Origin of the sequence: Desertivirga arenae (assembly GCF_017355785.1) — a bacterium.
In the GTDB taxonomy this organism is placed as follows: domain Bacteria; phylum Bacteroidota; class Bacteroidia; order Sphingobacteriales; family Sphingobacteriaceae; genus Desertivirga; species Desertivirga arenae.
In genome coordinates this window covers 242,903-267,121 of record NZ_JAFEWE010000003.1, presented here as the reverse complement: position 1 = coordinate 267,121, position 24,219 = coordinate 242,903, and the positions used below count along the sequence as shown (strand labels likewise).

26 protein-coding genes are annotated in these 24,219 nt (G+C 39.7%); 12 read left to right on the top strand and 14 right to left on the bottom strand.

Going from position 1 to position 24,219, the window contains the following annotated elements:
- Positions 1–5 precede the first annotated feature (5 nt).
- Positions 6–1,478, top strand: a complete 1,473-nt coding sequence (locus tag J4N24_RS08130; protein WP_207533174.1) for a glutamate synthase subunit beta — start codon at positions 6–8, stop codon at positions 1,476–1,478.
- A 94-nt stretch (positions 1,479–1,572) separates the two neighbouring features.
- Here J4N24_RS08130 and J4N24_RS08125 read toward each other — a convergent pair whose 3' ends face one another.
- A complete protein-coding gene (locus tag J4N24_RS08125) occupies positions 1,573–2,316 on the bottom strand; it encodes an SRPBCC family protein (protein WP_207533173.1) in 744 nt (247 codons plus the stop codon).
- 337 nt (positions 2,317–2,653) lie between these two features.
- Between J4N24_RS08125 and J4N24_RS08120 the strand changes: the two genes are divergently transcribed.
- Positions 2,654–2,905 (top strand): hypothetical protein, encoded by a 252-nt coding sequence (locus J4N24_RS08120; RefSeq protein WP_207533172.1) that lies wholly within the window; start codon positions 2,654–2,656, stop codon positions 2,903–2,905.
- 102 nt (positions 2,906–3,007) lie between these two features.
- Here the strand turns inward: J4N24_RS08120 and J4N24_RS08115 are convergent, their stop codons facing one another.
- Together J4N24_RS08115 and J4N24_RS08110 are read right to left on the bottom strand one after the other, a co-directional pair.
- The gene (locus tag J4N24_RS08115) at positions 3,008–3,352 is read right to left on the bottom strand and encodes an RNA recognition motif domain-containing protein (RefSeq protein WP_207533171.1); all 345 of its coding nucleotides are present in this window, start codon (positions 3,350–3,352) and stop codon (positions 3,008–3,010) included.
- A 257-nt stretch (positions 3,353–3,609) separates the two neighbouring features.
- Positions 3,610–3,825: a hypothetical protein gene (locus J4N24_RS08110; protein ID WP_207420551.1), complete on the bottom strand. Its 216-nt coding sequence runs from the start codon at positions 3,823–3,825 to the stop codon at positions 3,610–3,612.
- A 233-nt stretch (positions 3,826–4,058) separates the two neighbouring features.
- Here J4N24_RS08110 and J4N24_RS08105 point away from each other — a divergent pair, with 233 nt between their 5' ends.
- Positions 4,059–4,856: a TIGR00266 family protein gene (locus J4N24_RS08105; protein WP_207533170.1), complete on the top strand. Its 798-nt coding sequence runs from the start codon at positions 4,059–4,061 to the stop codon at positions 4,854–4,856.
- Positions 4,857–5,125: 269 nt separating this feature from the next.
- Here the strand turns inward: J4N24_RS08105 and J4N24_RS08100 are convergent, their stop codons facing one another.
- The 3 genes from J4N24_RS08100 to J4N24_RS08090 are packed head-to-tail and all read right to left on the bottom strand — an operon-like array spanning position 5,126 to position 7,524.
- On the bottom strand, positions 5,126–5,764 hold the full coding sequence (locus tag J4N24_RS08100) for a uridine kinase family protein (RefSeq protein WP_242691563.1): 639 nt from the start codon (positions 5,762–5,764) through the stop codon (positions 5,126–5,128).
- Positions 5,757–6,704: a septal ring lytic transglycosylase RlpA family protein gene (locus J4N24_RS08095; protein WP_207533168.1), complete on the bottom strand. Its 948-nt coding sequence runs from the start codon at positions 6,702–6,704 to the stop codon at positions 5,757–5,759. The genes J4N24_RS08100 and J4N24_RS08095 overlap by 8 nt, the downstream gene beginning before the upstream one ends.
- Before the next feature lie 28 nt (positions 6,705–6,732).
- Positions 6,733–7,524: a DUF4905 domain-containing protein gene (locus J4N24_RS08090; protein ID WP_207533167.1), complete on the bottom strand. Its 792-nt coding sequence runs from the start codon at positions 7,522–7,524 to the stop codon at positions 6,733–6,735.
- Here J4N24_RS08090 and J4N24_RS08085 point away from each other — a divergent pair.
- The 9 genes from J4N24_RS08085 (at position 7,523) to J4N24_RS08045 (ending at position 16,692) form a co-directional block, all read left to right on the top strand.
- Positions 7,523–8,860 carry an NfeD family protein gene (locus tag J4N24_RS08085; protein WP_207533166.1) on the top strand — a complete coding sequence of 446 codons (1,338 nt, stop codon included), beginning with the start codon at positions 7,523–7,525 and terminating at the stop codon, positions 8,858–8,860. The genes J4N24_RS08090 and J4N24_RS08085 overlap by 2 nt on opposite strands.
- 49 nt (positions 8,861–8,909) lie before the next feature.
- A complete protein-coding gene (locus J4N24_RS08080; RefSeq protein WP_207533165.1) occupies positions 8,910–9,389 on the top strand; it encodes a Dps family protein in 480 nt (159 codons plus the stop codon).
- 194 nt (positions 9,390–9,583) lie between these two features.
- Positions 9,584–11,053, top strand: a complete 1,470-nt coding sequence (guaB, locus tag J4N24_RS08075) for an IMP dehydrogenase (RefSeq protein ID WP_207533164.1) — start codon at positions 9,584–9,586, stop codon at positions 11,051–11,053.
- A gap of 87 nt (positions 11,054–11,140) precedes the next feature.
- Positions 11,141–11,764 (top strand): hypothetical protein, encoded by a 624-nt coding sequence (locus J4N24_RS08070; RefSeq protein ID WP_207533163.1) that lies wholly within the window; start codon positions 11,141–11,143, stop codon positions 11,762–11,764.
- Positions 11,745–12,467 (top strand): DUF3307 domain-containing protein, encoded by a 723-nt coding sequence (locus tag J4N24_RS08065; protein ID WP_207533162.1) that lies wholly within the window; start codon positions 11,745–11,747, stop codon positions 12,465–12,467. Before J4N24_RS08070 ends, J4N24_RS08065 begins: the two co-directional genes overlap by 20 nt.
- Before the next feature lie 287 nt (positions 12,468–12,754).
- On the top strand, positions 12,755–14,158 hold the full coding sequence (locus tag J4N24_RS08060) for an RtcB family protein (RefSeq protein ID WP_207533161.1): 1,404 nt from the start codon (positions 12,755–12,757) through the stop codon (positions 14,156–14,158).
- A 5-nt stretch (positions 14,159–14,163) separates the two neighbouring features.
- A complete protein-coding gene (gene prfH, locus J4N24_RS08055; RefSeq protein WP_207533160.1) occupies positions 14,164–14,778 on the top strand; it encodes a peptide chain release factor H in 615 nt (204 codons plus the stop codon).
- Between the two features lie 129 nt (positions 14,779–14,907).
- Positions 14,908–15,735, top strand: coding sequence for a glutamate racemase (murI, locus tag J4N24_RS08050; protein WP_207533159.1), 828 nt, complete (start codon positions 14,908–14,910; stop codon positions 15,733–15,735).
- A 60-nt stretch (positions 15,736–15,795) separates the two neighbouring features.
- Positions 15,796–16,692 carry a polysaccharide deacetylase family protein gene (locus J4N24_RS08045; protein ID WP_207533158.1) on the top strand — a complete coding sequence of 299 codons (897 nt, stop codon included), beginning with the start codon at positions 15,796–15,798 and terminating at the stop codon, positions 16,690–16,692.
- Between the two features lie 71 nt (positions 16,693–16,763).
- Here J4N24_RS08045 and J4N24_RS08040 read toward each other — a convergent pair whose 3' ends face one another.
- The 8 genes from J4N24_RS08040 to J4N24_RS08005 all read right to left on the bottom strand — a co-directional run bounded on the left by J4N24_RS08040 (position 16,764) and on the right by J4N24_RS08005 (position 24,088).
- Complete coding sequence (locus tag J4N24_RS08040; RefSeq protein ID WP_207533157.1) at positions 16,764–17,639, bottom strand: polyphosphate kinase 2 family protein; 876 nt, start codon at positions 17,637–17,639, stop codon at positions 16,764–16,766.
- Between the two features lie 81 nt (positions 17,640–17,720).
- Positions 17,721–18,320 carry a TMEM175 family protein gene (locus tag J4N24_RS08035; RefSeq protein ID WP_207533156.1) on the bottom strand — a complete coding sequence of 200 codons (600 nt, stop codon included), beginning with the start codon at positions 18,318–18,320 and terminating at the stop codon, positions 17,721–17,723.
- Positions 18,321–18,370: 50 nt separating this feature from the next.
- Complete coding sequence (locus J4N24_RS08030; RefSeq protein ID WP_207533471.1) at positions 18,371–20,284, bottom strand: AMP-dependent synthetase/ligase; 1,914 nt, start codon at positions 20,282–20,284, stop codon at positions 18,371–18,373.
- 92 nt (positions 20,285–20,376) lie between these two features.
- The gene (locus tag J4N24_RS08025) at positions 20,377–20,703 is read right to left on the bottom strand and encodes a HesB/IscA family protein (protein ID WP_207533155.1); all 327 of its coding nucleotides are present in this window, start codon (positions 20,701–20,703) and stop codon (positions 20,377–20,379) included.
- A 58-nt stretch (positions 20,704–20,761) separates the two neighbouring features.
- The gene (iscU, locus tag J4N24_RS08020) at positions 20,762–21,175 is read right to left on the bottom strand and encodes a Fe-S cluster assembly scaffold IscU (RefSeq protein WP_207420536.1); all 414 of its coding nucleotides are present in this window, start codon (positions 21,173–21,175) and stop codon (positions 20,762–20,764) included.
- A 97-nt stretch (positions 21,176–21,272) separates the two neighbouring features.
- Positions 21,273–22,484, bottom strand: coding sequence for an IscS subfamily cysteine desulfurase (locus tag J4N24_RS08015; protein ID WP_207533154.1), 1,212 nt, complete (start codon positions 22,482–22,484; stop codon positions 21,273–21,275).
- A gap of 251 nt (positions 22,485–22,735) precedes the next feature.
- Positions 22,736–23,200, bottom strand: coding sequence for a carboxymuconolactone decarboxylase family protein (locus J4N24_RS08010; RefSeq protein ID WP_207533153.1), 465 nt, complete (start codon positions 23,198–23,200; stop codon positions 22,736–22,738).
- A gap of 36 nt (positions 23,201–23,236) precedes the next feature.
- Entirely contained in the window at positions 23,237–24,088 is an 852-nt protein-coding gene (locus tag J4N24_RS08005) for a sigma-70 family RNA polymerase sigma factor (RefSeq protein WP_207533152.1), read from the bottom strand.
- Positions 24,089–24,219: the final 131 nt, after the last annotated feature.

Below are 24,219 nucleotides of genomic sequence, written 5' to 3'. Positions count from 1 at the left end.
TAACAATGGGAAAAGTAACAGGATTTAAAGAATACGCGAGAGAACTGCCCGGTAAAAGGCCAGTTGAAGAGCGTGTTAATGATTATAAAGAATTTGTAGGATTATATTCAGAGGAGAAATTAAACCAGCAGTCAGCTCGTTGTATGAACTGTGGTGTTCCTTTCTGCCACAACGGTTGTCCGCTGGGAAATATCATTCCTGAATTTAACGACGCAGTATATAAAGAAAAATGGGAGGATGCTTACCGCATTCTCTCTTCAACAAACAACTTCCCTGAGTTTACAGGGAGGATCTGCCCTGCACCATGCGAGTCTGCATGTGTATTGGGTATTAACAAGCCAGCAGTAGCCATTGAAGAGATAGAGAAACATATCATCGAGATTGCTTACAAGAAAGGTTTGGTTGTAGAAAAGGCACCTTTAATTCGTACAGGTAAAACTGTAGCTGTGATCGGCGGTGGTCCTGCTGGTATGGCAGCTGCATCTCAATTAAACAAAGCTGGACATACCGTAACTCTTTTTGAAAGAGATGAGAAGATCGGCGGTCTTTTACGCTTTGGTATCCCTGATTTTAAATTAGAGAAATGGGTGGTTGAGCGTCGTGTGAAATTAATGGAAGAAGCAGGTATCATCATTAAAACCGGCGTAGAGGTTGGTAAAGATATCCTGGCTGATGAATTAATGAAATCTTTCGATGCAGTGGTATTAGCGGGTGGTTCTACTATTCCGCGTAACTTGAACATCCCTGGTCGTGAGCTTAAGGGTGTTTACTTTGCGATGGAATTCTTAAAACAGAATAACAAACGCGTAAGTGGTATTCCTTATACAGAGGAAGACATCCTATCCACTGATAAAGACGTCATCGTGATCGGTGGTGGTGATACAGGTTCTGACTGTGTGGGCACTTCAAACCGTCATAGAGCAAAATCTATCACTCAGTTTGAGTTAATGCCTCAACCTCCGAAAGATCGTACAGAAGCAATGCCTTGGCCAACTTACCCTATGTTGTTAAAAACAACAACATCTCATGAAGAAGGCTGTACTCGTATGTGGGGTGTAAACACTAAAGAATTCTTAGGTGATGCTAATGGCGAGCTAAGAGCTTTAAAAGTAGTTGACGTAGAATGGGAAACTGATGTATTTGGCCGTCCGGTTAAATTTAAAGAAGTTGAAGGTTCTGAGCGTGAATTACCTGCACAGCGTGCTTATCTTGCTATGGGATTCTTACATCCACAAAAGCAAGGCTTGTTAGAGCAGTTAGGAGTAGAGTTTGACGAGCGTGGTAACGTAAAGGCTAAAGAAGGCCAATACCAAACCAGCGTTGATAAAGTTTTTGCTGCCGGTGATATGAGAAGAGGTCAGTCTTTGGTTGTTTGGGCTATATCAGAAGGCCGCGAAGCTGCAAGACGTGTAGACTTATTCTTGATGGGTAGTACAGCTCTTGAAAGTAAGGATGCTGAAAGCATGTATGCTTTCTAATTGATAATCAGATATGGTAATAAAAAATCCCGCTCTTGGCGGGATTTTTTGTTTTTAGCAAACGTCCGTGCTGTTGTGTTAGTTATTTTTATACTTAAGCATTAACAGACGATCCGGAAGTATAAGTTTTATATTCGTCTCCCTCCACATAGTGTTTGAAATTCCTGATGTCTTCTCTCACCATGTTTTCAAATACTCCGTTCATCAACTTTGCAATGCCATGACCGATTGCTCCAGCAGGAGGGAAGTAGTTAATCTCTACGTTTAGTTCAGTTCCAACACCGCTTACTGCATCTTTAAACTCTACTTTCCCGGCGTTATCTACATTTGCGCCTTCAATAGACTGCCATCCGATATACCTGTTTTCTTCTTCCTTAGTAATCTGAGCAGTCCAATCAATGGTAACCAATTCTCCAGGAACGTTAGCTTTCCAATGTGAATACGTCTGATCGATCTCTGTTACCGACTTCAAGTGCTTCATGAACTTTGGAAGGTTCTCCAAATTTCTCCAGAAACGGAATACTTCCTCTCGAGGACTATTTACAATAAAAGTCTCAGTAATCCTTATAGCTGGAAGATCTGTAGTGTCCTTACCTAATTTGTCATAAAGAGGACAAAAACCAGTAGCTCCACGATAAAGCAGGTACCCACCTAAGGCAGTCTCTTGGAGTCCCAAAATAGGATTACGGAAAAGTTGAGTAATTCCTTTAAATAACATGTAGCTTCCAGCTGCAGCAGAAATGATGCGTTCAGTTGGATTTACATTTTCTATTCCTCCGGGTTCTAAAACAGTTCCTTTAACTGATTTATTTACCCTGTTAGTTAGTTCTTCGAGCATGTTTTTCTTAGTTTAAGTGATTAATTATTCTCTATAAGAATATCTTGTTCTGGTAGACAAAATTTTTCTGTTAATTCTTGTAAAGTACGTTTAATGCTTTCTATTGTTTTTGAGTGATTTCTTAGTGTTAATTGATGGATCAATTCGTTTGTGTTTTTATCTTTAAATCGTACTGTAGTGTAAACGCTTTGTTCTCTCATGCATTTAACAACAAGCAAGATGAGAAAATGTTATGCACCTATTAAGTAATAAAGTGTACAGGAGTATACAATTTGAATATTACCTGAGTTGGCATTTCAATTGATATAATAGAAGGTAAGAAACTATTAGAACGTAAATGAAGCAATTATTTTTCATATCACACGATACTCAAACTGCTGTCAAAGCGGGAAGGTCAGTAAATGGGATTCCTCAGATAGAGACAGGTCAGGTACCAGCTATAAATGCTTTTTTAACCCTTAATCATCTGAAAAACATACTGTCTGTATGGGACGACGATGATGATTTTGAAGAAGTATTAGATACTTACACCTTTATAACTATTCAAGATGCTGAAAACAGCATCTATAGTAAAGATAAATTAGCTTGATTTTGCCATTTATGCTAATAAACAAAAGCCTGTCCTTAAAAAAAGACAGGCTTTTAGTTTATTGATAAGTCTTAAATGCTTAAAAAAGCCAGACGATATAGATTATCTGCTATGAGAACCTCTGTTATTTCCATAGGAACCGCCGCCACGATTAAAACCGCCGCCACCGTTTCCACGGCCGCCGCCACCGCCACCTTGAGGAGCTCCGTCTTCTTTCGCTTCGGTAACAAATATTTTGTGTCCGTAGTAATCTCCTCCGTTCATGCTTTTGATCGCATCTTTAGCTTCAAGCTCATTGGGCATTTCTACGAAACCAAAACCTCTGCTTTTTCCGGTTTCTCTGTCTTTTATAATTCTAAGAGAGTTAACTTTTCCAAAGTCACCAAAGACTTCTCTTAATTCAGATTCCCCAACTTGTAAGGGTAATCCTTTAATAAAAATTTTCATTTATTGTATAGTATAATATTTATAAGTGAGCAATAAGTAGATGTGATAAGTGTATCACCATATACATAAGCATTCAACAGCCCGTAGTGTTCTGTTAAATTTCTCTTTTTCAAGAATGATTAAAACGGCCGAAGGAGATGAAGGCCAGATAAAGATTAAATGAATTAAGAAAGAACTTAACTATTACAGCTGCTTCTTCTACAAAGCTACGCATAACAATTAAGAAATCAGCCTAAAATAAAAAAATTGCGTTGCAATTATATACCGGCGGAAGCAGAAAAAGGAGTAATTGATTTAAATTTCCCGTCTACATAAATAACATTTATAGGATTCACTCTATAATATCTGTTATTTTCAAGACCAACGAAAAACTCTCCGAATCTTACTTTATCGCGCTTTATTTCTTCTATTTCAACTTCAGATAAACTTTCTATTACACTCTGAGCCTCTGCCTCTGATAAAATCTTTTCCATAATATTATTTTAAATCACCGCCCGCCCAATAATCAATCAGTGTCCCAATAGCAATTTTGCTGCCAATATCTTCTCTATTTTAAAATGATATTATTTAAGCGCTACTTAATGTTTTGAAAACGAACTATTCAGGTGGTTAGTCTAAGGTGTATACGTAAAATAGATAGAGAATAGTTTCTAATTTTGAGATTTTGTAACAAATTATTTTAACTTGGGTCTTATACACATAAACTATGATCAGAAATCACGAAATAGACTATCGCATTCACGGTGAGGAAATGCAATATGTAGAAGTAGAGCTGGATCCGAACGAGACAGCTGTTGCAGAGGCTGGAGCTTTTATGATGATGGACGATGGTATCCAGATGGATACGATCTTTGGAGATGGAAGTCAGCAGCAAAGTGGAATATTGGGAAAACTGTTTAGTGCAGGTAAGAGGCTCCTTACGGGTGAGAGCTTGTTTATGACTGCCTATACTAATGTTAGTTATGGCAAGAAAAGAGTTAGTTTTGCTTCTCCTTATCCTGGAAAAATAATTCCTCTTGATCTTGCCGAACTTGGAGGACGAGTTACCTGTCAAAAGGATGCTTTTTTATGCGCAGCCAAAGGTGTGAGCGTAAGTATAGAATTTCAGAAGAAACTAGGAACGGGGCTATTTGGTGGAGAAGGATTTATAATGCAAAAGCTTGAGGGCGATGGTCTTGCCTTTGTTCATGCTGGCGGTCACGTTGCAGAGAAAGTACTACAAGCCGGAGAAGTATTAAAAGTGGATACTGGTTGTATTGTTGGATTTACTCAAAATGTGAGCTACGATATTCAATTTGTAGGAGGAATTAAAAATACCTTGTTTGGTGGAGAAGGAGTTTTCTTTGCCACTTTAAGAGGACCAGGGAAGGTTTGGATACAAACATTGCCCATTAGCCGCTTAGCTAGCAGAGTACTTTCTTATGCAGCCCCAGGAAACCGAAAAGAAGAGGGAAGCATTTTAGGAGGTTTAGGCAACTTACTAGACGGCGACGGATACAGATAAATATTATCAGGGGTTTGATGACTAATCAAACCTCTTCATTCTATCTATCGGGACATTTCTTGCATCTTTTTCCTTTCTTATATTTTTTGCAACACTTTTTAAAATCGCAGCAGGAGAAAATACAACCGAGACCTTTCGAAAATTCAGGATCTGTTGGAATAATCGCTCTCTGTTCATGTTGCACCTCTTTCACTAAATCTTCCATAGTAACACAAAGATAGCTATTAAGACTAGATCTAAATAAAAAAAGAAAAATTAGTATAGAGACGCTAATCTAGCTGCAGGACTTTTTCCCTTAATTGCTTAGATAATTCATTTGAAACAGCTATAATATCATCAGCCACATGAGAATTATTAGTGATAATCTTGTCTGCTGTATCTTTGTAGGGAAGAAGATAGTTTTTGTAGGCTGGAAGAACGTGGTTCTCCCACTGGTACATGATCATATCTCTTGTATATCCACGTTCTGCAGTATCCCTTTTTATCCTTCTGTTAAGAGTAATTTCTTCCTCCGCATCCAGGAAGATCCGCATATCAAATAAGCTTGCAATTTCTTTATAATGAAATACAAACAGACCCTCAACTATAATGATCGGAGCAGATTTTAAGGTAAGCAACTTTGCTTGTTCCTCAGCCACATTAAACGTGTACTCTTTTTTTGTAACAGAGCCTCCGCCTAAAAGGGTTTTTAGATCAGTTAATAGCTGAGATTCTTCTATACATACCGGCAGATCAAAATTGATCCAACCGTTTTCATCCAATGGTTGAACTTCCATTGGTTTATAGTAATCATCCTGAGATATAAGGGTGATCTCGTGGTCTTTGAAGTGGTTTAAGAAGCAATTTAAAAAGAAAGTTTTGCCAGATCCACTTCCTCCAGCGATACCAATAACATAAGGCCTATTCATTCGGCATTCCATAATCAATGCTAACTAAAAAACGTTTGTCCAGAGCTCCAAGTAAATCTGCAGTAGCTTTGGTTAATACGATAATTGCATCTCTTGTGGTTTCATTATCTGTGAATTTTCCTACTACTTTAACAAAAGTAGTCCGGTCTGTCATTGGATTGGTAATTTTGATGATGGTGCCAATAGGAGCTGAACGGTGCAATGCAAGCATTTTGGTGCTGTCAAGAGATTCATCTTCGAACCACACTGCAATACCGCGCTCGTTACGTTCTGTTACGCCCAATCGCCCAGTTTTACTCTTGGTTTTTTCTGGTTTTGCAGTAGATTCTGGTACCTCCATTCCGTTTTCTGTTTCTTCCGTTGCAGGAGTATTTGAAGATTTGGCTGGGGATGTGGTTTCGGAGTTTGCAGTGGTCGTAACCGTCTGATCCGAGCTGTTACTCTGCTTTATTTTAAGTACTTGTCCTACGCTAAGGCTATATCCCGACAAGTTATTTAATTGCTTGATTTCTCCTATAGTAGTCCCGAATTTTCTCGCAATAGCAAATAATGTTTCTTTAGGACCAACTTTATACTCAATGATTTCTGATGAAGGCTCTACCACAGGAGAACTTTTAACAGGTTCTTTTTTGGCAGGTTCTGCTTTTGCTTGTTTCGTCTCTGGTGGTTTTGTAGCTTTAGCAGTTTGGGTTCCATAAGCTCGTTGAGTAGGTACTTTCAACATCGTTCCGATCCCAAGGCTAATGTTGTTATTATAACTTATAATCTCTTTCGGTGGCACATTATACAAGCGGCCTATAGAATAATAAGTTTCTTTTGCTGCTACTTTATGTAGTATAACCTGATGTCCGTTATTATTTTCAACTCCTATAGAATCTACAGTTGATGCAAAAGCCTGAACTGAAAAAAAAGTACAAAGAGCTGCTATTAAAGACCGCATTTATAAATCTCCATTTTTGAATTTGCAATTATACTAAATAGGAAACAATTTCCCTTTTCTCATCACGAATGCAAAACAAATGATTGTGACTGATGAAAAACGCTTCAGGGTTTCTTTTTAGTATGTTATGGGCAAGATTGTCTTCCAAAAGCAGTTCATCCTTTTGGCTGATAAGTAGTTTCTGTGTGAAGGAATTTCCATTAGCAACATGATAACAAGCAATGATTTTGTTGTTGTGTGCCTTAAAGGCTATTTCGCCAATGGTATTTTCTGGTAAAGGGATTGGAAGTAATGCCTTGTCGTAAATAAAGTCGGGTACAATAATATCACGAGGAACAGGAGTATAGTTAGAGGCGAAGCTTTTTAATAGAACTCCATTTTCAGCGTTGAGAATGTCAAACCATTTTCCCTGAACTTTAGGATCCGTTATTATTAATCCTTCTTCGGCTATGGTATGCAGGGCTTTATTATGTTGCTGCCACTTGATCGTCCCTCTCTGATCCAGTGCAATTATTCCCTGATGTTCCGGTGTCTCTTCAGAAAGATAACTATGAATGAAAACTAGATTATTACTAACACGGTCCAGACTCCATTTCCAGCTATCTTCTACCGTTATTTCCTTGAAAAGGCATTCTCCAGTTTCGAAATTGAAGGCAGAGAAGCTGGTGTTATGCCTATCTGCCTGTCTACTTTCAATAGCGACCACTGGAAATTTATCATCTATTTCAATCTTCCAAATAATTCCTTCGAACTTTTCGTTCAGAGATGGTTTTATATATTTACTATCAGAAAGCATTCGCAAAGAAAAATAAATACTCATGCAATACCTAAAACAATTATTACTAATCTTCCTGCTGTCGCTGTCACTGCCTTTACTGGCTCAGAAACAAACTGTTTATGTTTTTGAGATGAAAGATGAGATCGGGCCGGCTGCCTGGCGCCTAACACAGAAAGCATTTGCAAAGGCTAAGGAGTCTGGCGCAGAGGCCATCATTATTGATATGAATACCTATGGGGGAATGGTAGAGTATGCTGACTCTATTCGAACTAAAATTTTGAATTCCCCTATCAGAACCATTGTTTTTATTGAAAATAATGCAGCTTCCGCCGGGGCGCTTATTTCAATTGCTTGCGATAAAATTTATATGTCGCCTTCCGCGAATATAGGAGCTGCCAGTGTAGTGAATGAAAAAGGGGAGGTGTTGCCTGAAAAATACCAGTCGTACATGCGAGGAAGAATGCGTGCTACGGCAGAGGCTACAAAACGAAATCCATTGATAGCAGAAGGTTTTGTTGATCCGGAGGTTGAAATACCGGGCTTAAAACCTAAAGGCAAGGTGCTAACACTAACCGCAACAGAAGCCTTAAAGGTTGGGTATTGCGATGCAGAAGTAGCAGGTATTGATGCTGTAATTAAAGCAGAGGACTTAGGAGGCTCTACCATTATTAATCATCAGGTAAGTCTTCTTGATAAAGTTCTGTCGTTTTTGATCAGTCCGGCAATCAGCGGTCTTTTGATCATTTTAATAATAGGAGGGATCTATTTCGAGATGCAGGCCCCAGGTATCGGATTCGCTTTATTGGTCTCCGTTGTTGCCTCATTGCTTTACTTTGCTCCGCTTTATCTTGAAGGTCTTGCAGAGCATTGGGAGATAGGTCTTTTCTTGCTGGGTATAATCTTATTACTTCTGGAGGTTTTTGTGATACCAGGATTTGGGGTAGCTGGAATACTGGGAATTGTTTGTTTGATTGCCGGACTTGCTCTAAGTTTGGTGCTGAATGACTGGTTTGACTTTACTGTTACCGGACCTGAGAAACTAACTACTGCCGTGTTAACCGTTATCGGTGCTATGGTGGCAGCAATAATTGTATCGGTAATTTTTGGTAAATCTCTCATGCGTTCTCCCGTATTTCAAAGGCTTGTGCTTCAGGACGAGCAACGGTCTCAGCAGGGCTACGTATCAGGAAGGCAGGTGGGAGCATTGATCGATAAAACCGGAGTAGCTAAAACAGATCTACGACCTTCAGGCAAAATAGTAATTGATGGAAAATGGTATGATGGTGTTTCGCTGGATGGTTTTATTAATCAGGGAAGTGAGGTTTTGGTGGTAAAGCAGGAAAATTATAATGTGTTCGTTAGAAAAATAAACTCTTAAAACCTTTACTTATATTGCAGGTTTGAATTGCAAAAAATTACATTATTTTATGGACGCAGAAAAAATTGGACTTGAAGAAGTTAAAGTTAAACCTATCGTAGATCATTTGAATGATTTACTAGCTAATTATCATATTCATTATCAAAAGCTAAGAGGCTGTCATTGGAATGTTAAAGGAAAGAGTTTCTTTACATTACATGCAAAGTTTGAAGAATTATATACTAATGCAATTGCTACTATAGACGAGCTTGCTGAGCGTATTTTAACTCTTGGTAAAGCGCCTTTAAGCACCTATCAGGATTATCTGGCTGTTTCTAAGATTAAGGAAATCCCTACTGAAGGTGTAGAAGATGTACAATTAGTTTCATCTATCCTTGATGATTTTTCAGCTCTTATCGAGATGGAAAGGGAGATCATGGAACTTACTGCTGATTCTGGTGATGATGGTACAAATGATATGATCAACCGTTTTATGCAGTTTAAGGAAAAGAATACATGGATGCTGCGTGCTTTTTGCGGTAAAAACTAAATTTATAATGGAGGGTAGTATTTACTGCCTTCCTTTTTTTCTTTCTCATTTTGATGTTATGATAAAGTCTGCCCTACGTAATCTTAATATTAAATTATCTGTTATTCTGCAATCTAGCATGTTTTCCTGTTAGCTATAGTTGCAGTTAGGAAAAAAACATTATCTTTGCCCGGCAAATAATAAATTTTATTTGCATGCATCTCGATCCTGAAAAGTTCGTCGCTGAAGGTTTAACTTATGACGACGTATTATTAATCCCCGCATATTCTGAAGTTCTTCCTCGTGATGTTGATACCCGTTCGTATCTAACGAAAAAAATTCGTTTGAACGTACCGATCGTATCTGCAGCAATGGATACAGTTACTGAAGCCGAACTGGCTATTGCCATTGCTCAGGCTGGAGGTATCGGTATTCTTCATAAGAATATGACCATTCAGCAGCAGGCTGATGAGGTAAGAAAGGTGAAACGTTCTGAGAGCGGAATGATCATGGATCCGGTTACTTTGCATAAAGATGCACTGGTTGGTGCTGCTTTTCAGATGATGAAAGAATACCGCATTGGTGGTATTCCTGTTGTCGATTCTGATAACAGACTGGTTGGTATCATTACCAATAGAGATCTGCGTTTCCAAAAAGATGTAAACAGGCCGATCTCTGAAGTGATGACTAAAGACAATTTAGTTACTGCACCCAAAGGTACCGATCTGGTGAAGGCAGAAGAGATACTTCAGGATTATAAAATTGAGAAACTTCCGGTTGTTGATGATAATGGTATTCTTATCGGCTTAATCACTTTCAAAGATATTCAGAAATTCAAGAACTTCCCAACGGCCTGTAAAGACGAACACGGTCGTTTACGGGTAGGGGCTGCTGTCGGTGTTGCTGCAGATAATATGGAAAGGGTTGCTGCTTTGGTTGCAGCAGGTGTAGATGTGATTACTATTGATACAGCTCACGGCCATTCTAAAGGCGTAATAGATATGGTAAAGAGTGTTAAAGCTCAATTTCCGGATCTACAGGTTATTGCCGGAAATATTGCTACTGCAGATGCTGCTATTGCTTTGGCAGATGCTGGTGCAGATGCTGTTAAAGTTGGTATCGGTCCGGGTTCCATTTGTACTACCCGTATCATTGCTGGTGTTGGTGTTCCTCAGTTATATGCAGTATATGAGTGTGCTAAGGCGCTAAGAGAGAGAAAAGTGCCGGTTATTGCCGATGGTGGTATCAAGCAAACGGGTGATATTGTAAAAGCAATTGCTGCAGGTGCAAGCTCAATCATGGCAGGGTCTTTATTTGCAGGAGTTGAGGAGTCGCCCGGCGAGACTATTATTTACGAAGGAAGGAAGTTTAAATCCTATCGTGGTATGGGTTCAGTTGAGGCTATGTCTAAAGGCTCTAAAGACCGGTATTTCCAAAGCGAAGCTGATTCTGTTACCAAGCTTGTTCCTGAAGGTATTGTTGGGCGTGTTCCTTATAAAGGAACTTTGGCTGAAATTATTTTCCAGTATGTAGGAGGATTAAGAGCAGGTATGCATTATTGTGGTGCTGCCACTGTTGAGGATCTTCAAAAAGCCAGATTTGTACGAATTACAGCAGCAGGTATGCGCGAAAGCCATCCTCATGATGTAACTATTACTAAAGAAGCTCCAAATTATACAAGATAGTATTATCGGCTAATTAGCCGATAATTATAAATATCGGTTAATTAGCCGATAATTTGAATTATCGGTTGTTTTACCGATAATTGTATAATGGTAGCTATACTTACTGGTGATATTATAAATTCAAGGAAAGCCACTTCAACTGAGGAGTGGCTTTCTGTATTAAAAGAGGGACTGGGAAGTAAAGAAAATTGGGAAATATTCAGAGGAGACAGCTTTCAGTTAAAAACAGAAGTGGAGGAAGCATTTTTAAAAGCTGTGTACCTCAAAGCCTGTATTAAAACCCTAAAAAATATTGATGTACGTATAGCCATTGGCATTGGAAGGGAGGGATATACTGCAGAAAAACTAAGTGAATCGAATGGGGAGGCTTTCATTTTTTCAGGTGAGAAGTTTGAGTTGTTAAAAAAAGAGAAAGTAAGTCTTTCCGTTAAGTCAGCTTTTGCTGATTTTGACTATGAATTCAATATCGCTTTGAAGCTAGCGCTAATCGCAATAGACAAATGGACACCGGCCGCAGCAGAAATGGTTAAGCTGGCACTGGAAAATCAAGGTGCATCACAATCAGAATTAGCCGAACTTATTAATAAAACTCAATCATCTGTTAGTGAAGCCTTGTCGCGCGCCAATTTTTTTGAGATATTGGAGCTGAATTCTTTATACAAGAAAAAAATAAAAGACACATTCACTGCCAATGAACCTGCTTCTGATTAAACTCCTTATCGCTCATTTTATCGGTGACTTCTTTTTACAGCCAGACAGGTGGGTAATTGAAAAGGAGGCCAGGAAGTTGAGATCTCCAAAGCTTTACTATCATACTCTCATACACGGCATCCTTACTCTTTTATTGGTGTGGGACCTGGATTTCCTTGTGCCAGCTTTGCTGATCATGTTCATTCACGGTATTGTTGATGGTATTAAGCTAAGCTTTCAAAAGCCCGAAACAAAGAGGAGATGGTTCTTTGCTGATCAAATCTTACATATCCTTACACTTGTTTTAGTTTGGTATAGTTACAAGGCTCCAACAATTAATTTAAACTATTTCAGGTCTGATTCTTTCTGGATCCTTGCACTTGCGCTGCTTTTCCTTACCTATCCTACTTCCATTATTATCAGAACCCTAATTGCAAAATGGACACCTAACGCACCTTTACCCGCCAGTAACTTAACAGGTATAGGATCACTTGAAAGTGCCGGGAAATATATAGGTATCCTTGAGCGATTGCTTACTTTTCTATTTATTACCACCGGACACTATGAAGCTGTCGGTTTTCTAATTGCTGCTAAGTCAATCTTTCGTTTTGGCGATTTGAAGGAGGGGAACGATCTTAAATTTACAGAGTATATCCTTATAGGCACCTTATTAAGTTTCGGTATTGCTATTGTTGTAGCTCAGTTAATAGTAGGGCTGCTCTAATAATTTTTAATCCTGAGCGGATTTTTCTAAAAATTTTATACTTTTGCAATAATTCCTTTCATATTAACTAGCAGGAATCATGACTGAGCATATTCACATATCGCCCCTTTCGATGTTCGCTTAACAGCGGTGCTCTGTATTCTATTAAATTTCATATAAACATCTTGTAGTGCCAGGCATTGCCGAAAGGGTATATCCCTACCCGGGACGAATCACCTATTTCAAATTTCAGAAATAATTTATTCGCTGTCCGGCATTAGCCGGATCAGCAAAACTGAACATGCTAAATGGGCAATTCACTAAGAACAAAAGATCTAAGTAAAATAGGTTACACTAACGATAAGGCAAGAAGCCTTGCAATAAACATTTTTAATAAGCATTTCAAGTACCATACAAAAGCAGAGCAATTACATACGCTAAGCTCTCTGATGGATAGACCGGAAGATTTCCTGGAAGATGATGTATTAGGAAAACTGGCAGAAGTATTGACGGGAAAGACAAAGGAAGTTCAATTTTCAGTTCATGCACTTCGGGAAAGTTCTGTTCCACTTAAAATATATGGCGGAAAAGAAATTGAAGCGCTGGCCAGGAGACAGATAGAGCTGGCCGCAACTTTACCAGTAAGCATAGCTGCCGCATTAATGCCGGATGCCCATATGGGTTACGGCTTGCCAATTGGGGGAGTACTTGCTACAAAAGACGCTGTGATCCCTTATGCTGTAGGGATGGATATTGGCTGCAAAATGTCGCTCTCTATCATTAACGCTAGCGAAAGCTATTTAAAACGCTATAGTTTCCAGATAAAGGAAGCACTGAAGAAGTGCACGCATTTTGGAATGGAGGGCGGGCTCGACTTCAGGCAGGAGCATGAGGTTTTAGACAACCCACTTTTCAGAGCCATGCCACTATTAAAGCAATTGCATGGAAAAGCAATAAGGCAATTGGGCTCTTCGGGCAGTGGCAATCATTTTGTGGAATTTGGTGAGATAGAATTATTTGAGCATAATACTTTAGGTCTCACTCCAGGTAAATACTCCGCAATCCTTTCTCATTCGGGAAGTCGTGGACTAGGGGCAAATATCGCAAAGCATTATACCAATATCGCTATGAATACTTGTAAGCTTCCACGGCAGGCACAACAGTTGGCCTGGCTGGATATGCATTCGGAGGCAGGCGAGGAGTATTGGAGGTGCATGAACCTGGCAGGTGATTATGCAAAGGCTTGCCACGATCAAATTCATACTAATCTGGTAAAAGAGCTGGGACTTGAGATCCTTTATAAGGTAGAGAATCATCACAATTTCGCATGGAGAGATCAGATGAAAGACTATGGAGATGTTATTATTCATCGAAAAGGTGCCACCCCTGCCCATGAAGGTGAATATGGAATTATCCCGGGAAGTATGACTGCACCGGCATTCCTTGTTAGAGGCAAAGGCAACGAAAGTGCTTTGTTCTCTGCAGCACATGGCGCCGGTCGGGCAATGAGCAGGCAAGCGGCGAAAGACAGTATGACGGTATCTGCTATGAAAAAAGTTCTTTCGGCGGCAGGAGTTACGCTTGTAGGAGGAAGCGTTGAAGAGAACCCTACTGCCTACAAAGAGATAGAAAAGGTAATGATGGCACAGAAGGACCTGGTTGAGGTAGAGGGTAAGTTCAGGCCTGTTGTTGTAAGAATGAATAAGGAGTAATGGTGATGGAAGAAAAGATTATTCAAATAACCTCAGGAAGAGGGCCCGTAGAATGTTGCCGAGTAGTTGCGAGGGTTTTAGAATTTATGCTGGATCAGGCCAAGAAAAAAGGCCTGCAGGTGGAGATTATAGAACAGGAGCAGGGCAACGTACGAGGAACCTTATTATCAGCTTCCTTCTTCCTAAGAGGAGATTCTTTAACTGCATTAACGGAGGAATGGAAAGGAACTATTCAGTGGATAGCTCAAAGTCCCTACCGGCCAACCCATAAACGAAAGAACTGGTTCGTAGGAGTAGAAGTCTTCGATAAACAGAAGCAAGTTGTCTGGGATCCTGCTGAAGTAGAATTTGAAACAGCAAGGTCTTCGGGGCCTGGAGGGCAGAATGTAAACAAGGTAGAGACTGCCGTACGAGGAATTCATATTCCCACGGGTATCCAGGTGATGGCGATGGATACCAATTCCCAGCTTCAGAATAAGAAGCTCTGTTTGGAACGATTAGAGCGGAAGATAAAAGGCCTGCAAGAGGATGAATTTATACGATTGCAGAAAAGCAGGTGGGATGAACATAACTGTTTGAAACGCGGAAATCCAGTAAAGGTAATTCGAATGAAACTTTGATTTTAAAAAAGCGGTAGCCTTGCCGCTTTTTTATCTGGTAACTGGCTCGTTAAATAAAGCTCATAGTGATGAATTACATTATCTCAAACTGTTTAAGTACTGTTACCAAAGATTTCCTAATTTCGCATGATGTCTGACAATAAAGGGCCCATTGGTGTATTTGATTCTGGTTATGGTGGTTTAACCGTTTTTAAAGAAATAGTGAAAGAGCTGCCCGAGTATGATTACTTATACTTAGGCGATAATGCAAGGGTACCCTATGGAACCCGAAGTTTTGAAACCGTTTATAAATATACCTGGGAATGTGTCCAGCACTTGTTCCAAATGGGCTGCCGATTGGTGATACTTGCTTGCAATACGGCGTCAGCCAAAGCATTAAGAAGTATTCAACAGAATGATATTCCTAATCTGCCCGATCTAAGAAGAGTTCTTGGGGTTATACGGCCAACAGCTGAAGTCGTTGGAGAATTGACCAAAACCCGCAATGTAGGGGTGCTGGCAACTCAAGGAACGGTAAGCTCAGATTCTTATGTACTTGAAATCGGTAAATTTTTTCCGGATATTCATGTGGTTCAGGAGGCTTGCCCTATGTGGGTACCTCTGGTAGAGAATAATGAATTTAATTCTGAAGGGGCAGACTATTTCCTGCAAAAGAACCTTAAAAGCGTTTTGGGAAAGGCACCTAATATTGACGCGCTGATTTTGGCCTGTACCCATTATCCTCTTTTAATTCAGAAACTAAAACAGTTTTTGCCTGAGCACGTTCAAGTGATTTCACAAGGTGAGTTAGTGGCAGCAAGCTTAAAGGACTATCTGCAAAGACATCCTGAAATAGAAGCGCTGTGTTCTAAAGGAGGGAACAGCGAGTTTTATACCACAGAGTCGACAGAGAGCTTCAATGAGAAGGCAGCAATCTTTCTAGGGCATAAAGTGCTTTCAAAACATCTGCCCCTATAGCAAATTAGACAGAACATTTAAATATAGAACAAAGATCATTTCCGAACGTATTTCGAACTTATGAAACAATTGACCAAACGTATTTTATCCCTTGCTCTTCCTGCTACTATTTTAATCGCTTCTTGTGGCGAAAGTAAAAAATCAAGTCAGGCTACCGCAGCTGCAACTGAAAACCCTGCAACTGCTACTACAGAAGGCTCAGGTTCAGAACAACAACAAGCTGGTGCTTCGAAGGAAAGGGTTGCCGCGGATGCAAAAACTATTCTTGCCCGTAAACAAGTTCCTATTCTTTGCTATCACCAGATCCGTGATTGGAGAAGTTCTGATTCTCAAACAGCAAAAGACTATATAACTCCTGTTGCCACCTTCAAGTCGCATATGAAAATGCTTGCCGATAGTGGATACCATACAGTATTACCTGAGCAACTATATAATTACCTGGTTTACGGAGACGCGCTTCCTTCCAAGCCCGTTATGATCACTTTTGATGACACAGATCTTGACCAGTTTACAATTGGAAATGAGGAGCTTAAGAAGTATAAATTCAAGGGTGTATATTTTATCATGACTGTTTCTATTGGTCGCAGGGGAAGGTTTAAATACATGGATAGTGAACAGATCAAACAGCTTTCAGATGAGGGAAATACGATTGGAAGTCATACGTACGATCATAAGAACGTGAAGAAGTATCAGGCAGAAGATTGGGTACAACAGATTGAGAAGCCAACTAAACGCTTAGAAGAGATCACAGGCAAGAAAATGGATTACTTTGCATTTCCGTTTGGCCTTTGGAATAAAGAGGCAATACCTGAATTGAAAAAGCGAGGATTTAAAGCTGCCTATATATTGTCTACAAAAAGGGATGAAAATGATCCGCTATTTACGATCAGAAGAATTATCGCAAGCGGCTACTGGAGTGCTAAAACACTCAACAATAGCATGAAGAACAGTTTTTAAAATGCTTCTTATAAAATAAGAGAGCCTGTAGGTATACCTGCGGGCTCTCTTATTTTATAAAAAATTTAAGATTAAACCTTTTCTTCCTGTAGCCGCTTTTTACTTTCGGCAAGTCGGAGATAATCACTTTCAGGCAGAACAGGGTATTTTAAATCCATTGATCTGAGCGTGTCTACAATAACTTGACAGATTAATATTCGTGCAAACCATTTCCTGTCTGAAGGAATGATGTGCCAGGGACAGGCTTCAGTACTGGTTTCCCTGAAAACATCCTGATAGGCTTTCATATAATGATCCCACATCTCCCGTTCGTCAATATCAGCGGCGGAGAATTTCCAATTCTTCGAGGGATCATCAATCCGTTTCAAGAAACGCTCTTTTTGTTCTTCTTTAGAAACATGAAGGAAGAACTTTATTACAGTTGTGCCACTATCAGTCAGATGCTCCTCGAAATTTCTGATACTGCGGTACCTGTTATTCCAAAACTTCTCATTAATATACATCAGGGGAAGCTTGCTTTCGTTAGCGGCAAACTTGGGGTGCACTTTACAGACAAGAACGTTTTCATAATGAGAACGGTTATGAATGCCTATACGGCCTCGTTCCGGTAGAGCTTTGTAATGACGCCATAAAAAATCATGGTCCAGCTCTTCGGATGTTGGTTGCTTAAAGCTATAAACCTGGCAACCCTGAGGGTTAACGCCGCTCATCACGTGCTTTATAGCACTGTCTTTACCAGCCGCATCCATCGCCTGGAAAATAATCAGTAAAGATTTGCTATTGTCTGCATAAAGCTTGTCTTGCAATTCGGATAACTGCTCCTTAAGTGCGCGAAGCGTATCACTTGCAGTTTCTTTTGATAATCCACCGTCTTGTTTGGTGTCAAAACTTCCCAAGTCAATTTCGGCCCTTTCTGCAATTTTAAATGCCGATGTGTCGATCCCCATATACTCATAAATTCAATACCTGGTAATTTGTTTGAAACCAGGGTTGAAATTTTGTTACGGGAGCGACATTAGAAATTTAATCTATTTATGCTCTTCCACTTCCTCCTCTTCCTCAATTCTCTTCTCGATCCGCTTATCCGGCACCAGCCAAATTATAGCTACAAGAATATATATGCCGAAACTCACCCAGGCATTAAAGAAGGCAATTAATATCGCCGAGCCATATAATACAAGGGATAATTTTCCTTTACCATCACTTCCAAGTGCCAATGCAAGGGTAGAATCTTTCCCGTGGTGAGAGACAAGACATCGGGCAAGCAGCGTGTAAGCTACGGCATTCATTAATAAGACAATGCCATAAACTATTGAAGGCCATTTACTGAAATGATTTTCTCCCATCCAGGCTGTGGCAAATGGTACCAACGATAGCCAGAAAAGAAGATGAGTATTTGCCCAAAGGATCTTTCCGTTCACCGAACGCACAGCCTGCATCATATGATGATGATTGTTCCAGTAGATGGCTACGTAAATAAAACTTAATATGTAACTTATCAGTACAGGGAAAAGTGGTCTGAGAGAGGCTATTTCCCCTCCGTGAGGCACTCTAAGTTCAAGAACCATAATTGTTATTATTATGGCGATCACTCCATCACTGAAGGCTTCCAAACGGCTTTTGGTCATAAGTAAAAATTTCGCTGCAATATAATTAATTCTCCCGCGTGGTCAAGTCCTTATCCCGCTTCAACCTCATCCAGGTACATCTTATCTATTACATCGGCGTACTTCTTCTCAATTACTTTACGTTTAGCCTTAAGCGAAGGAGTCATTTCTCCTTCTTCTAACGAGAAGGGATTTCGTTTGACAATGAAGTTCTTTATCCTTTCAAATTTGGCTAGTTCGTTGGATAGCCTTTTGATATCTTCTCCTATCCACTTTATGATTTCGGGATCATCTACAAAACGTTCTTCTTTTTCGAAAAAGTCTTCCTTAAGACCAAAGGTTTCCATCAAGGTATCTTTCGGCGGAATTATAATAGCTGTAATGTATTCCCGCTTGTCGCCAATGAGGAAGATCTGCTCGATCTTAGGGCTTTTCAAGTAAATGTTTTCGACAGGGGTAGGGTAAACATTTTTACCGAATGAATTTACCAGCATATTTTTCAGACGGTCGGTGATCTTAAGGTTTCCTTTGTGAAATCTTCCAATATCGCCCGTATGGAGCCAGCCTTCATTATCAATGATTTGACTTGTTTCTTCCGGCTTATTCCAGTAGCCTTTCATCACACAATGTCCTCTGGTAATTATTTCTCCTTCTTCGCAATCAAGCTCAGGATCAAAGGAGTTGTGTGTTTGTACCGTTATGATCTTTTTGGTTTCTACATCCTGAATCCCTACTTCAATACCGGGAATAATTCGACCTACAGTCCCATAGACCTGCCGGTGATATTCTGTAACCGCCATTACCGGGGAAGTTTCAGTTAAGCCGTAGCCTTCCAGGATCTTGATTCCAAGATTTCCAAAAAACTCACCTACATTCTGAGGTAAGGCTGCTCCGCCAGATAGCATAAACTTAAGTTGTCCACCTGTCTTTTCCTTAATTTTAGAAAATACCAACTTATCCGCCAGTTTTTGCTGCCATGAAAGAATAACATTAGGCGTTCTTCCTGACTCTCGTACCTCCCGGTATTTTTTTCCTGTAGCCAGCGCCCAAAGGAATATTTTAGATTTAAAACCTCCGGCTTGTGTTCCATTTTTCATGGCGCGGTCGTGTATCCTTTCAAGTAATCGTGGGACACAGCTCATTATCGTTGGTTTAACTTCTTCCATATTTCGCGCAAGAAGCTCAAGACTCTGTGAGAAAGCTATCCTGCATCCGGCAGTACAACTAACATAATAAGTAGCGGTGCGTTCGAAAACGTGCGATAAAGGCAGGAAGGAAAGGAATTTGTCATCCTTAGTAACAACAGGAATCTGTTCAAGGCTCCTGCCGGCGTTCATAACAAAATTGTTATGGGTTAACATAACTCCTTTAGGGATTCCTGTTGTTCCCGAGGTATAAATCAGGGACGAAATATCTGAAGGCAAGATAGCCTCGCGAATTTCATCAATCTCGTTTGCGTATTCATTAAGCTGCTTCTTACCTTCCACAATCACCTCATCAAAACCGATTATTTCAGCATTAGGACTGAAACTTTCTGCATGCTTCAGGAAGTTTTCGAAAGCTGGAACAATTCGGACGAGGGAAGGACAATGATTGGCGATCTTAAGGATCTTTTTAAAGAGAAATGGGGTTCCAACCAAGATAGTTTTAACGCCAGCATCGTTCACAATATATTCAATCTCTTGTTCAGAAAGGGTGGGATAGATGCTAACATTTACCGCTCCGATCTGTTGCAATCCCTGATCGTAGAAAATGTATTGAGGAGAATTTTCAATGATAAAGCCAAGACGGTCACCTTTTGTAATTCCAATGGAGAGAAGGTAAGCTGATATTGCATCTGCCGCATCAAGGGTTTGCTTGTAACTTATCTCTTCCCATTCGTTCTTATTCTTATGAAGCAGGAATGTGGTTTGCGGTGAATGAATGTTGCTGACAACATTTCGCAGCAATTTAGGAATTGTATCGACCTTCGCTTTCAAAATAATCTCGGTTTACCGGCTAAAATTACAACAACTTTAGGCTATTATACAACAAAAGGGGCATAAAGCCCCTTTTGTTGTTTTTTTATTTAAATTTTTTATACCGAGAAACTCTCTCCGCAGCCACAAGTGCGACTAGCGTTTGGATTAAGGAAATTAAATCCTTTTCCGTTTAACCCGTCTGAGAAGTCAAGTTCAGTTCCGGCAAGATACAGGAAGGACTTCATATCTAAAGCCATTCTAACTCCTTTATCTTCGAAAAACTGGTCGCCTGGTTGTTCCTCGTTGTCGAAATCAAGATTGTACGATAGACCGGAACAGCCGCCACCTTTTACCGAAACCCTTAAGAAATAGGTGCTATCTAATCCGGAATCCTGGATCAAATTCTCTATTTTCTCTTTCGCTTTATCTGTTACTGTTACCATGATTTTAAGAATTAAGATTTGAGACGTGAGATGTTATAGTCGCGTATCCTGAATCCAATTAATGGTGAGATTTCTCGCTTTCGATCGGTTCTAAACCGTTCTTAGTGCGATAATCATTAATAGCAGCTTTGATAGCATCTTCTGCAAGAACAGAACAGTGGATTTTTACCGGAGGTAAAGCAAGTTCTTCTACAATATCCATATTATCGATGCTCATTGCCTCATCAATAGTTTTTCCTTTTAACCACTCTGTAGCTAAAGATGAAGATGCGATTGCGGAACCACAGCCGAATGTTTTGAATTTAGCATCAGTGATCACGTTTTCCTCGTTCACTTCTATTTGTAAACGCATAACGTCACCACATTCTGGTGCTCCAACTAAACCAGTTCCAACTTTAGTGCTGCTTTTATCTAAAGTACCAACGTTACGAGGGTTGGTGTAATGATCAATAACTTTATCTGAATAAGCCATAGCTTGTTTATTTATAATTCTTTTATTTACGATTTACGTTTTTGTCGCTCATTTTATTTAGTCGAACGCGACAAGAAAGTTTATTTGACGGCTGGGACTAATGCTCAACCCACTCAACCTTGCTAAGGTCAATTCCCTCTTTAAACATTTCCCAAAGAGGAGAAAGATCGCGAAGGTGATTAACCGCTTTCTTGGTTTGTTCAATAGCAAAATCTACTTCTTCTTCAGTTGTAAATCTTCCTAAACCAAAACGTATCGAAGAGTGTGCCAAATCATCAGAAAGACCCAAGGCTTTCAATACATAAGATGGCTCCAGTGAAGCTGAGGTACAAGCAGATCCAGAAGAAACTGCCATGTCTTTCATCGCCATCATTAGTCCTTCACCTTCAACATATTTGAAGGAAATATTAGCAACATGAGGAAGTCTGTTTTCAACGTTTCCGTTTACATAGCTTTCTTCAAGTGTTTTTAATGAAGACTCTAATTTATCACGTAAAGCTGAAAGACGTACTGCTTCATCAGCCATCTCTAATCGAGCTAACTCGCAAGCTTTACCGAAACCAACGATACCAGGAACATTCAAAGTACCAGAACGCATGCCACGCTCGTGACCTCCACCGTCCATCTGTGCCGTCACTTTAACCCTTGGATTTTTACGCCGAACGTATAATGCACCTACGCCCTTAGGACCGTACATCTTGTGGGCTGAAAAAGCCAAAAGGTCGATTCCATCAGCATTTACATCAACAGGGATCTTACCACAAGCCTGAGTTGCATCTGTAAAGAACAAAGCGCCATGTTTGTGGGTAATTGCAGAGATTTCTTTTATAGGTTGGATAACACCGATTTCATTATTACCATACATGATAGTAACAAGGATAGTCTTATCTGTGAATGCTTTTTCTAATTCTTCAAGGTCTATTAGCCCATCTTCTTTTACAGGAAGGTAAGTTATAGAAGCACCTTGTTTTTCAAGATGTTTACAAGTATCTAAAACAGCTTTGTGCTCAGTAACGCAGGTAATGATGTGGTTACCTTTGTCTTTGTACATCTCGAATACACCTTTGATAGCAAGGTTATCAGCTTCAGTAGCTCCAGAGGTGAAGATGATCTCTTTCTCATTCGCTCCAATTAGTTTAGCCACTTGTTCGCGGCCATAATCAATTGCCTCTTCAGCAGCCCATCCAAAAGCGTGATTGCGGCTTGCTGAGTTTCCGAATTTTTGAGTAAAATAAGGAATCATAGCTTCCAAAACCCTCGGATCCATGGGAGTGGTTGCATTATTGTCTAAGTATATTGGGAGATTCATATCTTATTTAAAATTATTACAAATATAATAAAACTTTCTCCCGGGCGACATCAATAATCTCTATACGGCATAGATTACTATGCATTTTTGAAGATAATGACAAAAGTGTGATTTCAATCATTTTTTCTCCGGATACAATGGCTTAAGATCTCCTATTAGCATAGGGAAATGGAGTAATGTAAACTTATGAAATAAAAAAAGCACATACTAGATGCGCTTTTGAATACTGGGGAGTAAAGAGGCTTTTAATGCTATACAGCTTCAGCAACCCTCACTTTATATTTTCCGGGTACCGGTCCGTAGGACTTAACAAGTCTATTCCAGGAATTGATTTGGGCAACAGCAAGGGATAAAATAGCGATGTCGTCTTTGCTGAAATATTTGTCAAGTTCCTCGTGAATATCATCATTATGCTCCCCATCAGGCATCTTAGTAAGGCGTTCCGCAAAAGCAAGTACAGCTTGCTCTGCTGCTGAATAATAGGGTGCTTCTCTCCATGCTGATATTGACATAAGTCGTAACGGTTCTTCTCCTGCATGAACGGCTTCTTTGTAATGCATATCCAAACAATAAGCACAGCCGTTTATTTGAGACACCCGCATTCTCATCAATTCAAGAAGTTTAAAGTCTAAACCGTAGTTGTCTATTACATTTTGTACATGAGTCATTGCCTCATAAATACCTGCGGGTAGTTTGCTGAAAGATATACGTTCCATAATTATTAAATTTTGCACTAATGACAAGTGCGGCTATCAGAACGTGACAGGTATACCTATTTTTTCAAGATTTTTTAGCTTATCTGGATTTCGTACGATATAAACATCGGAGATCGTTTCATTTATAACTGAGAAGATGATGCAAGATGTAAGAGAATCATTTTCGTAATAGAAAAGGGCAGGTTGGTGATTCATCAATCTCAATTCTGCTGTACGATTAAAATAAAACTTACGGTATATTCCCTGAAGCATAGCTAAGGAATTTTCTTTACCCAGAATAGGATTAACGCTCGCACTAACTTTCCCTCCGCCGTCTGAAATTACTCTTATTTCTTCCCTTAACAAAGCTTTTAGTCCCTCGGTATCTGCACGTTGCAACACTTGAAGGTATCTTAGTAAGAAGCTATTTGAAGTATTGTTATTGGGAACAGGAACAGCACTTTTTACCTGTTTCTTTGCCCTGCTTAGGAGTTGTCTTGAATTTTCTTCAGTAAGTCCGATCAATTCACTAATCTCGGAATGGTCATAGTCAAATGCTTCCTTAAGGATAAATACTGCCCGCTGTTTTGGGTTAAGCCTCTCCATCAAAACCATCAGGGAATAGGATAGGACCTCTTTTTTTATAATTGAACTATCAGAACCTTCATTTGATATAGGTTCAGGAAGCCATTCGCCCGGATAATCGCGAACCAACTTATTCAGTCGTTTCTTTTGGTTAATAGCCATATTTATAACCATCCTTTTCAAGTAGGCTTCCGGATTTTCTAATTGCGACCGGTCCAGCTCTATGAATTTAAGATAAGAATCCTGCACCACATCTTTAGCGTCGTCATAAGAGCCGAGGATGTTATAGGCATAAGTAGTTAGTAAAGGTCGTAAAGTTTCCATCAATTTCTATTGACAATTGCGGGTTAGAATACGTGACAAGAAAAATACGATTATTTAAAATAAGGTTATCAAATACATGGATGTATTAGAGGATGAATTTACCAAAGCTGTTCTTTGTACGGGAGAATTAC

Bases quoted from the DNA above. Each gene is read 5' to 3' on its own strand.
- J4N24_RS08130 (WP_207533174.1), top strand. From the start codon at position 6: ATGGGAAAAGTAACAGGATTTAAAGAATACGCGAGAGAACTGCCCGGT.
- J4N24_RS08125 (WP_207533173.1), bottom strand. From the start codon at position 2,316: ATGCTCGAAGAACTAACTAACAGGGTAAATAAATCAGTTAAAGGAACT.
- J4N24_RS08120 (WP_207533172.1), top strand. From the start codon at position 2,654: ATGAAGCAATTATTTTTCATATCACACGATACTCAAACTGCTGTCAAA.
- J4N24_RS08115 (WP_207533171.1), bottom strand. From the start codon at position 3,352: ATGAAAATTTTTATTAAAGGATTACCCTTACAAGTTGGGGAATCTGAA.
- J4N24_RS08110 (WP_207420551.1), bottom strand. From the start codon at position 3,825: ATGGAAAAGATTTTATCAGAGGCAGAGGCTCAGAGTGTAATAGAAAGT.
- J4N24_RS08105 (WP_207533170.1), top strand. From the start codon at position 4,059: ATGATCAGAAATCACGAAATAGACTATCGCATTCACGGTGAGGAAATG.
- J4N24_RS08100 (WP_242691563.1), bottom strand. From the start codon at position 5,764: ATGAATAGGCCTTATGTTATTGGTATCGCTGGAGGAAGTGGATCTGGC.
- J4N24_RS08095 (WP_207533168.1), bottom strand. From the start codon at position 6,704: ATGCGGTCTTTAATAGCAGCTCTTTGTACTTTTTTTTCAGTTCAGGCT.
- J4N24_RS08085 (WP_207533166.1), top strand. From the start codon at position 7,523: ATGCAATACCTAAAACAATTATTACTAATCTTCCTGCTGTCGCTGTCA.
- J4N24_RS08090 (WP_207533167.1), bottom strand. From the start codon at position 7,524: ATGAGTATTTATTTTTCTTTGCGAATGCTTTCTGATAGTAAATATATA.
- J4N24_RS08080 (WP_207533165.1), top strand. From the start codon at position 8,910: ATGGACGCAGAAAAAATTGGACTTGAAGAAGTTAAAGTTAAACCTATC.
- guaB (WP_207533164.1), top strand. From the start codon at position 9,584: ATGCATCTCGATCCTGAAAAGTTCGTCGCTGAAGGTTTAACTTATGAC.
- J4N24_RS08070 (WP_207533163.1), top strand. From the start codon at position 11,141: ATGGTAGCTATACTTACTGGTGATATTATAAATTCAAGGAAAGCCACT.
- J4N24_RS08065 (WP_207533162.1), top strand. From the start codon at position 11,745: ATGAACCTGCTTCTGATTAAACTCCTTATCGCTCATTTTATCGGTGAC.
- J4N24_RS08060 (WP_207533161.1), top strand. From the start codon at position 12,755: ATGGGCAATTCACTAAGAACAAAAGATCTAAGTAAAATAGGTTACACT.
- prfH (WP_207533160.1), top strand. From the start codon at position 14,164: ATGGAAGAAAAGATTATTCAAATAACCTCAGGAAGAGGGCCCGTAGAA.
- murI (WP_207533159.1), top strand. From the start codon at position 14,908: ATGTCTGACAATAAAGGGCCCATTGGTGTATTTGATTCTGGTTATGGT.
- J4N24_RS08045 (WP_207533158.1), top strand. From the start codon at position 15,796: ATGAAACAATTGACCAAACGTATTTTATCCCTTGCTCTTCCTGCTACT.
- J4N24_RS08040 (WP_207533157.1), bottom strand. From the start codon at position 17,639: ATGGGGATCGACACATCGGCATTTAAAATTGCAGAAAGGGCCGAAATT.
- J4N24_RS08035 (WP_207533156.1), bottom strand. From the start codon at position 18,320: ATGACCAAAAGCCGTTTGGAAGCCTTCAGTGATGGAGTGATCGCCATA.
- J4N24_RS08025 (WP_207533155.1), bottom strand. From the start codon at position 20,703: ATGGTAACAGTAACAGATAAAGCGAAAGAGAAAATAGAGAATTTGATC.
- iscU (WP_207420536.1), bottom strand. From the start codon at position 21,175: ATGGCTTATTCAGATAAAGTTATTGATCATTACACCAACCCTCGTAAC.
- J4N24_RS08015 (WP_207533154.1), bottom strand. From the start codon at position 22,484: ATGAATCTCCCAATATACTTAGACAATAATGCAACCACTCCCATGGAT.
- J4N24_RS08010 (WP_207533153.1), bottom strand. From the start codon at position 23,200: ATGGAACGTATATCTTTCAGCAAACTACCCGCAGGTATTTATGAGGCA.
- J4N24_RS08005 (WP_207533152.1), bottom strand. From the start codon at position 24,088: ATGGAAACTTTACGACCTTTACTAACTACTTATGCCTATAACATCCTC.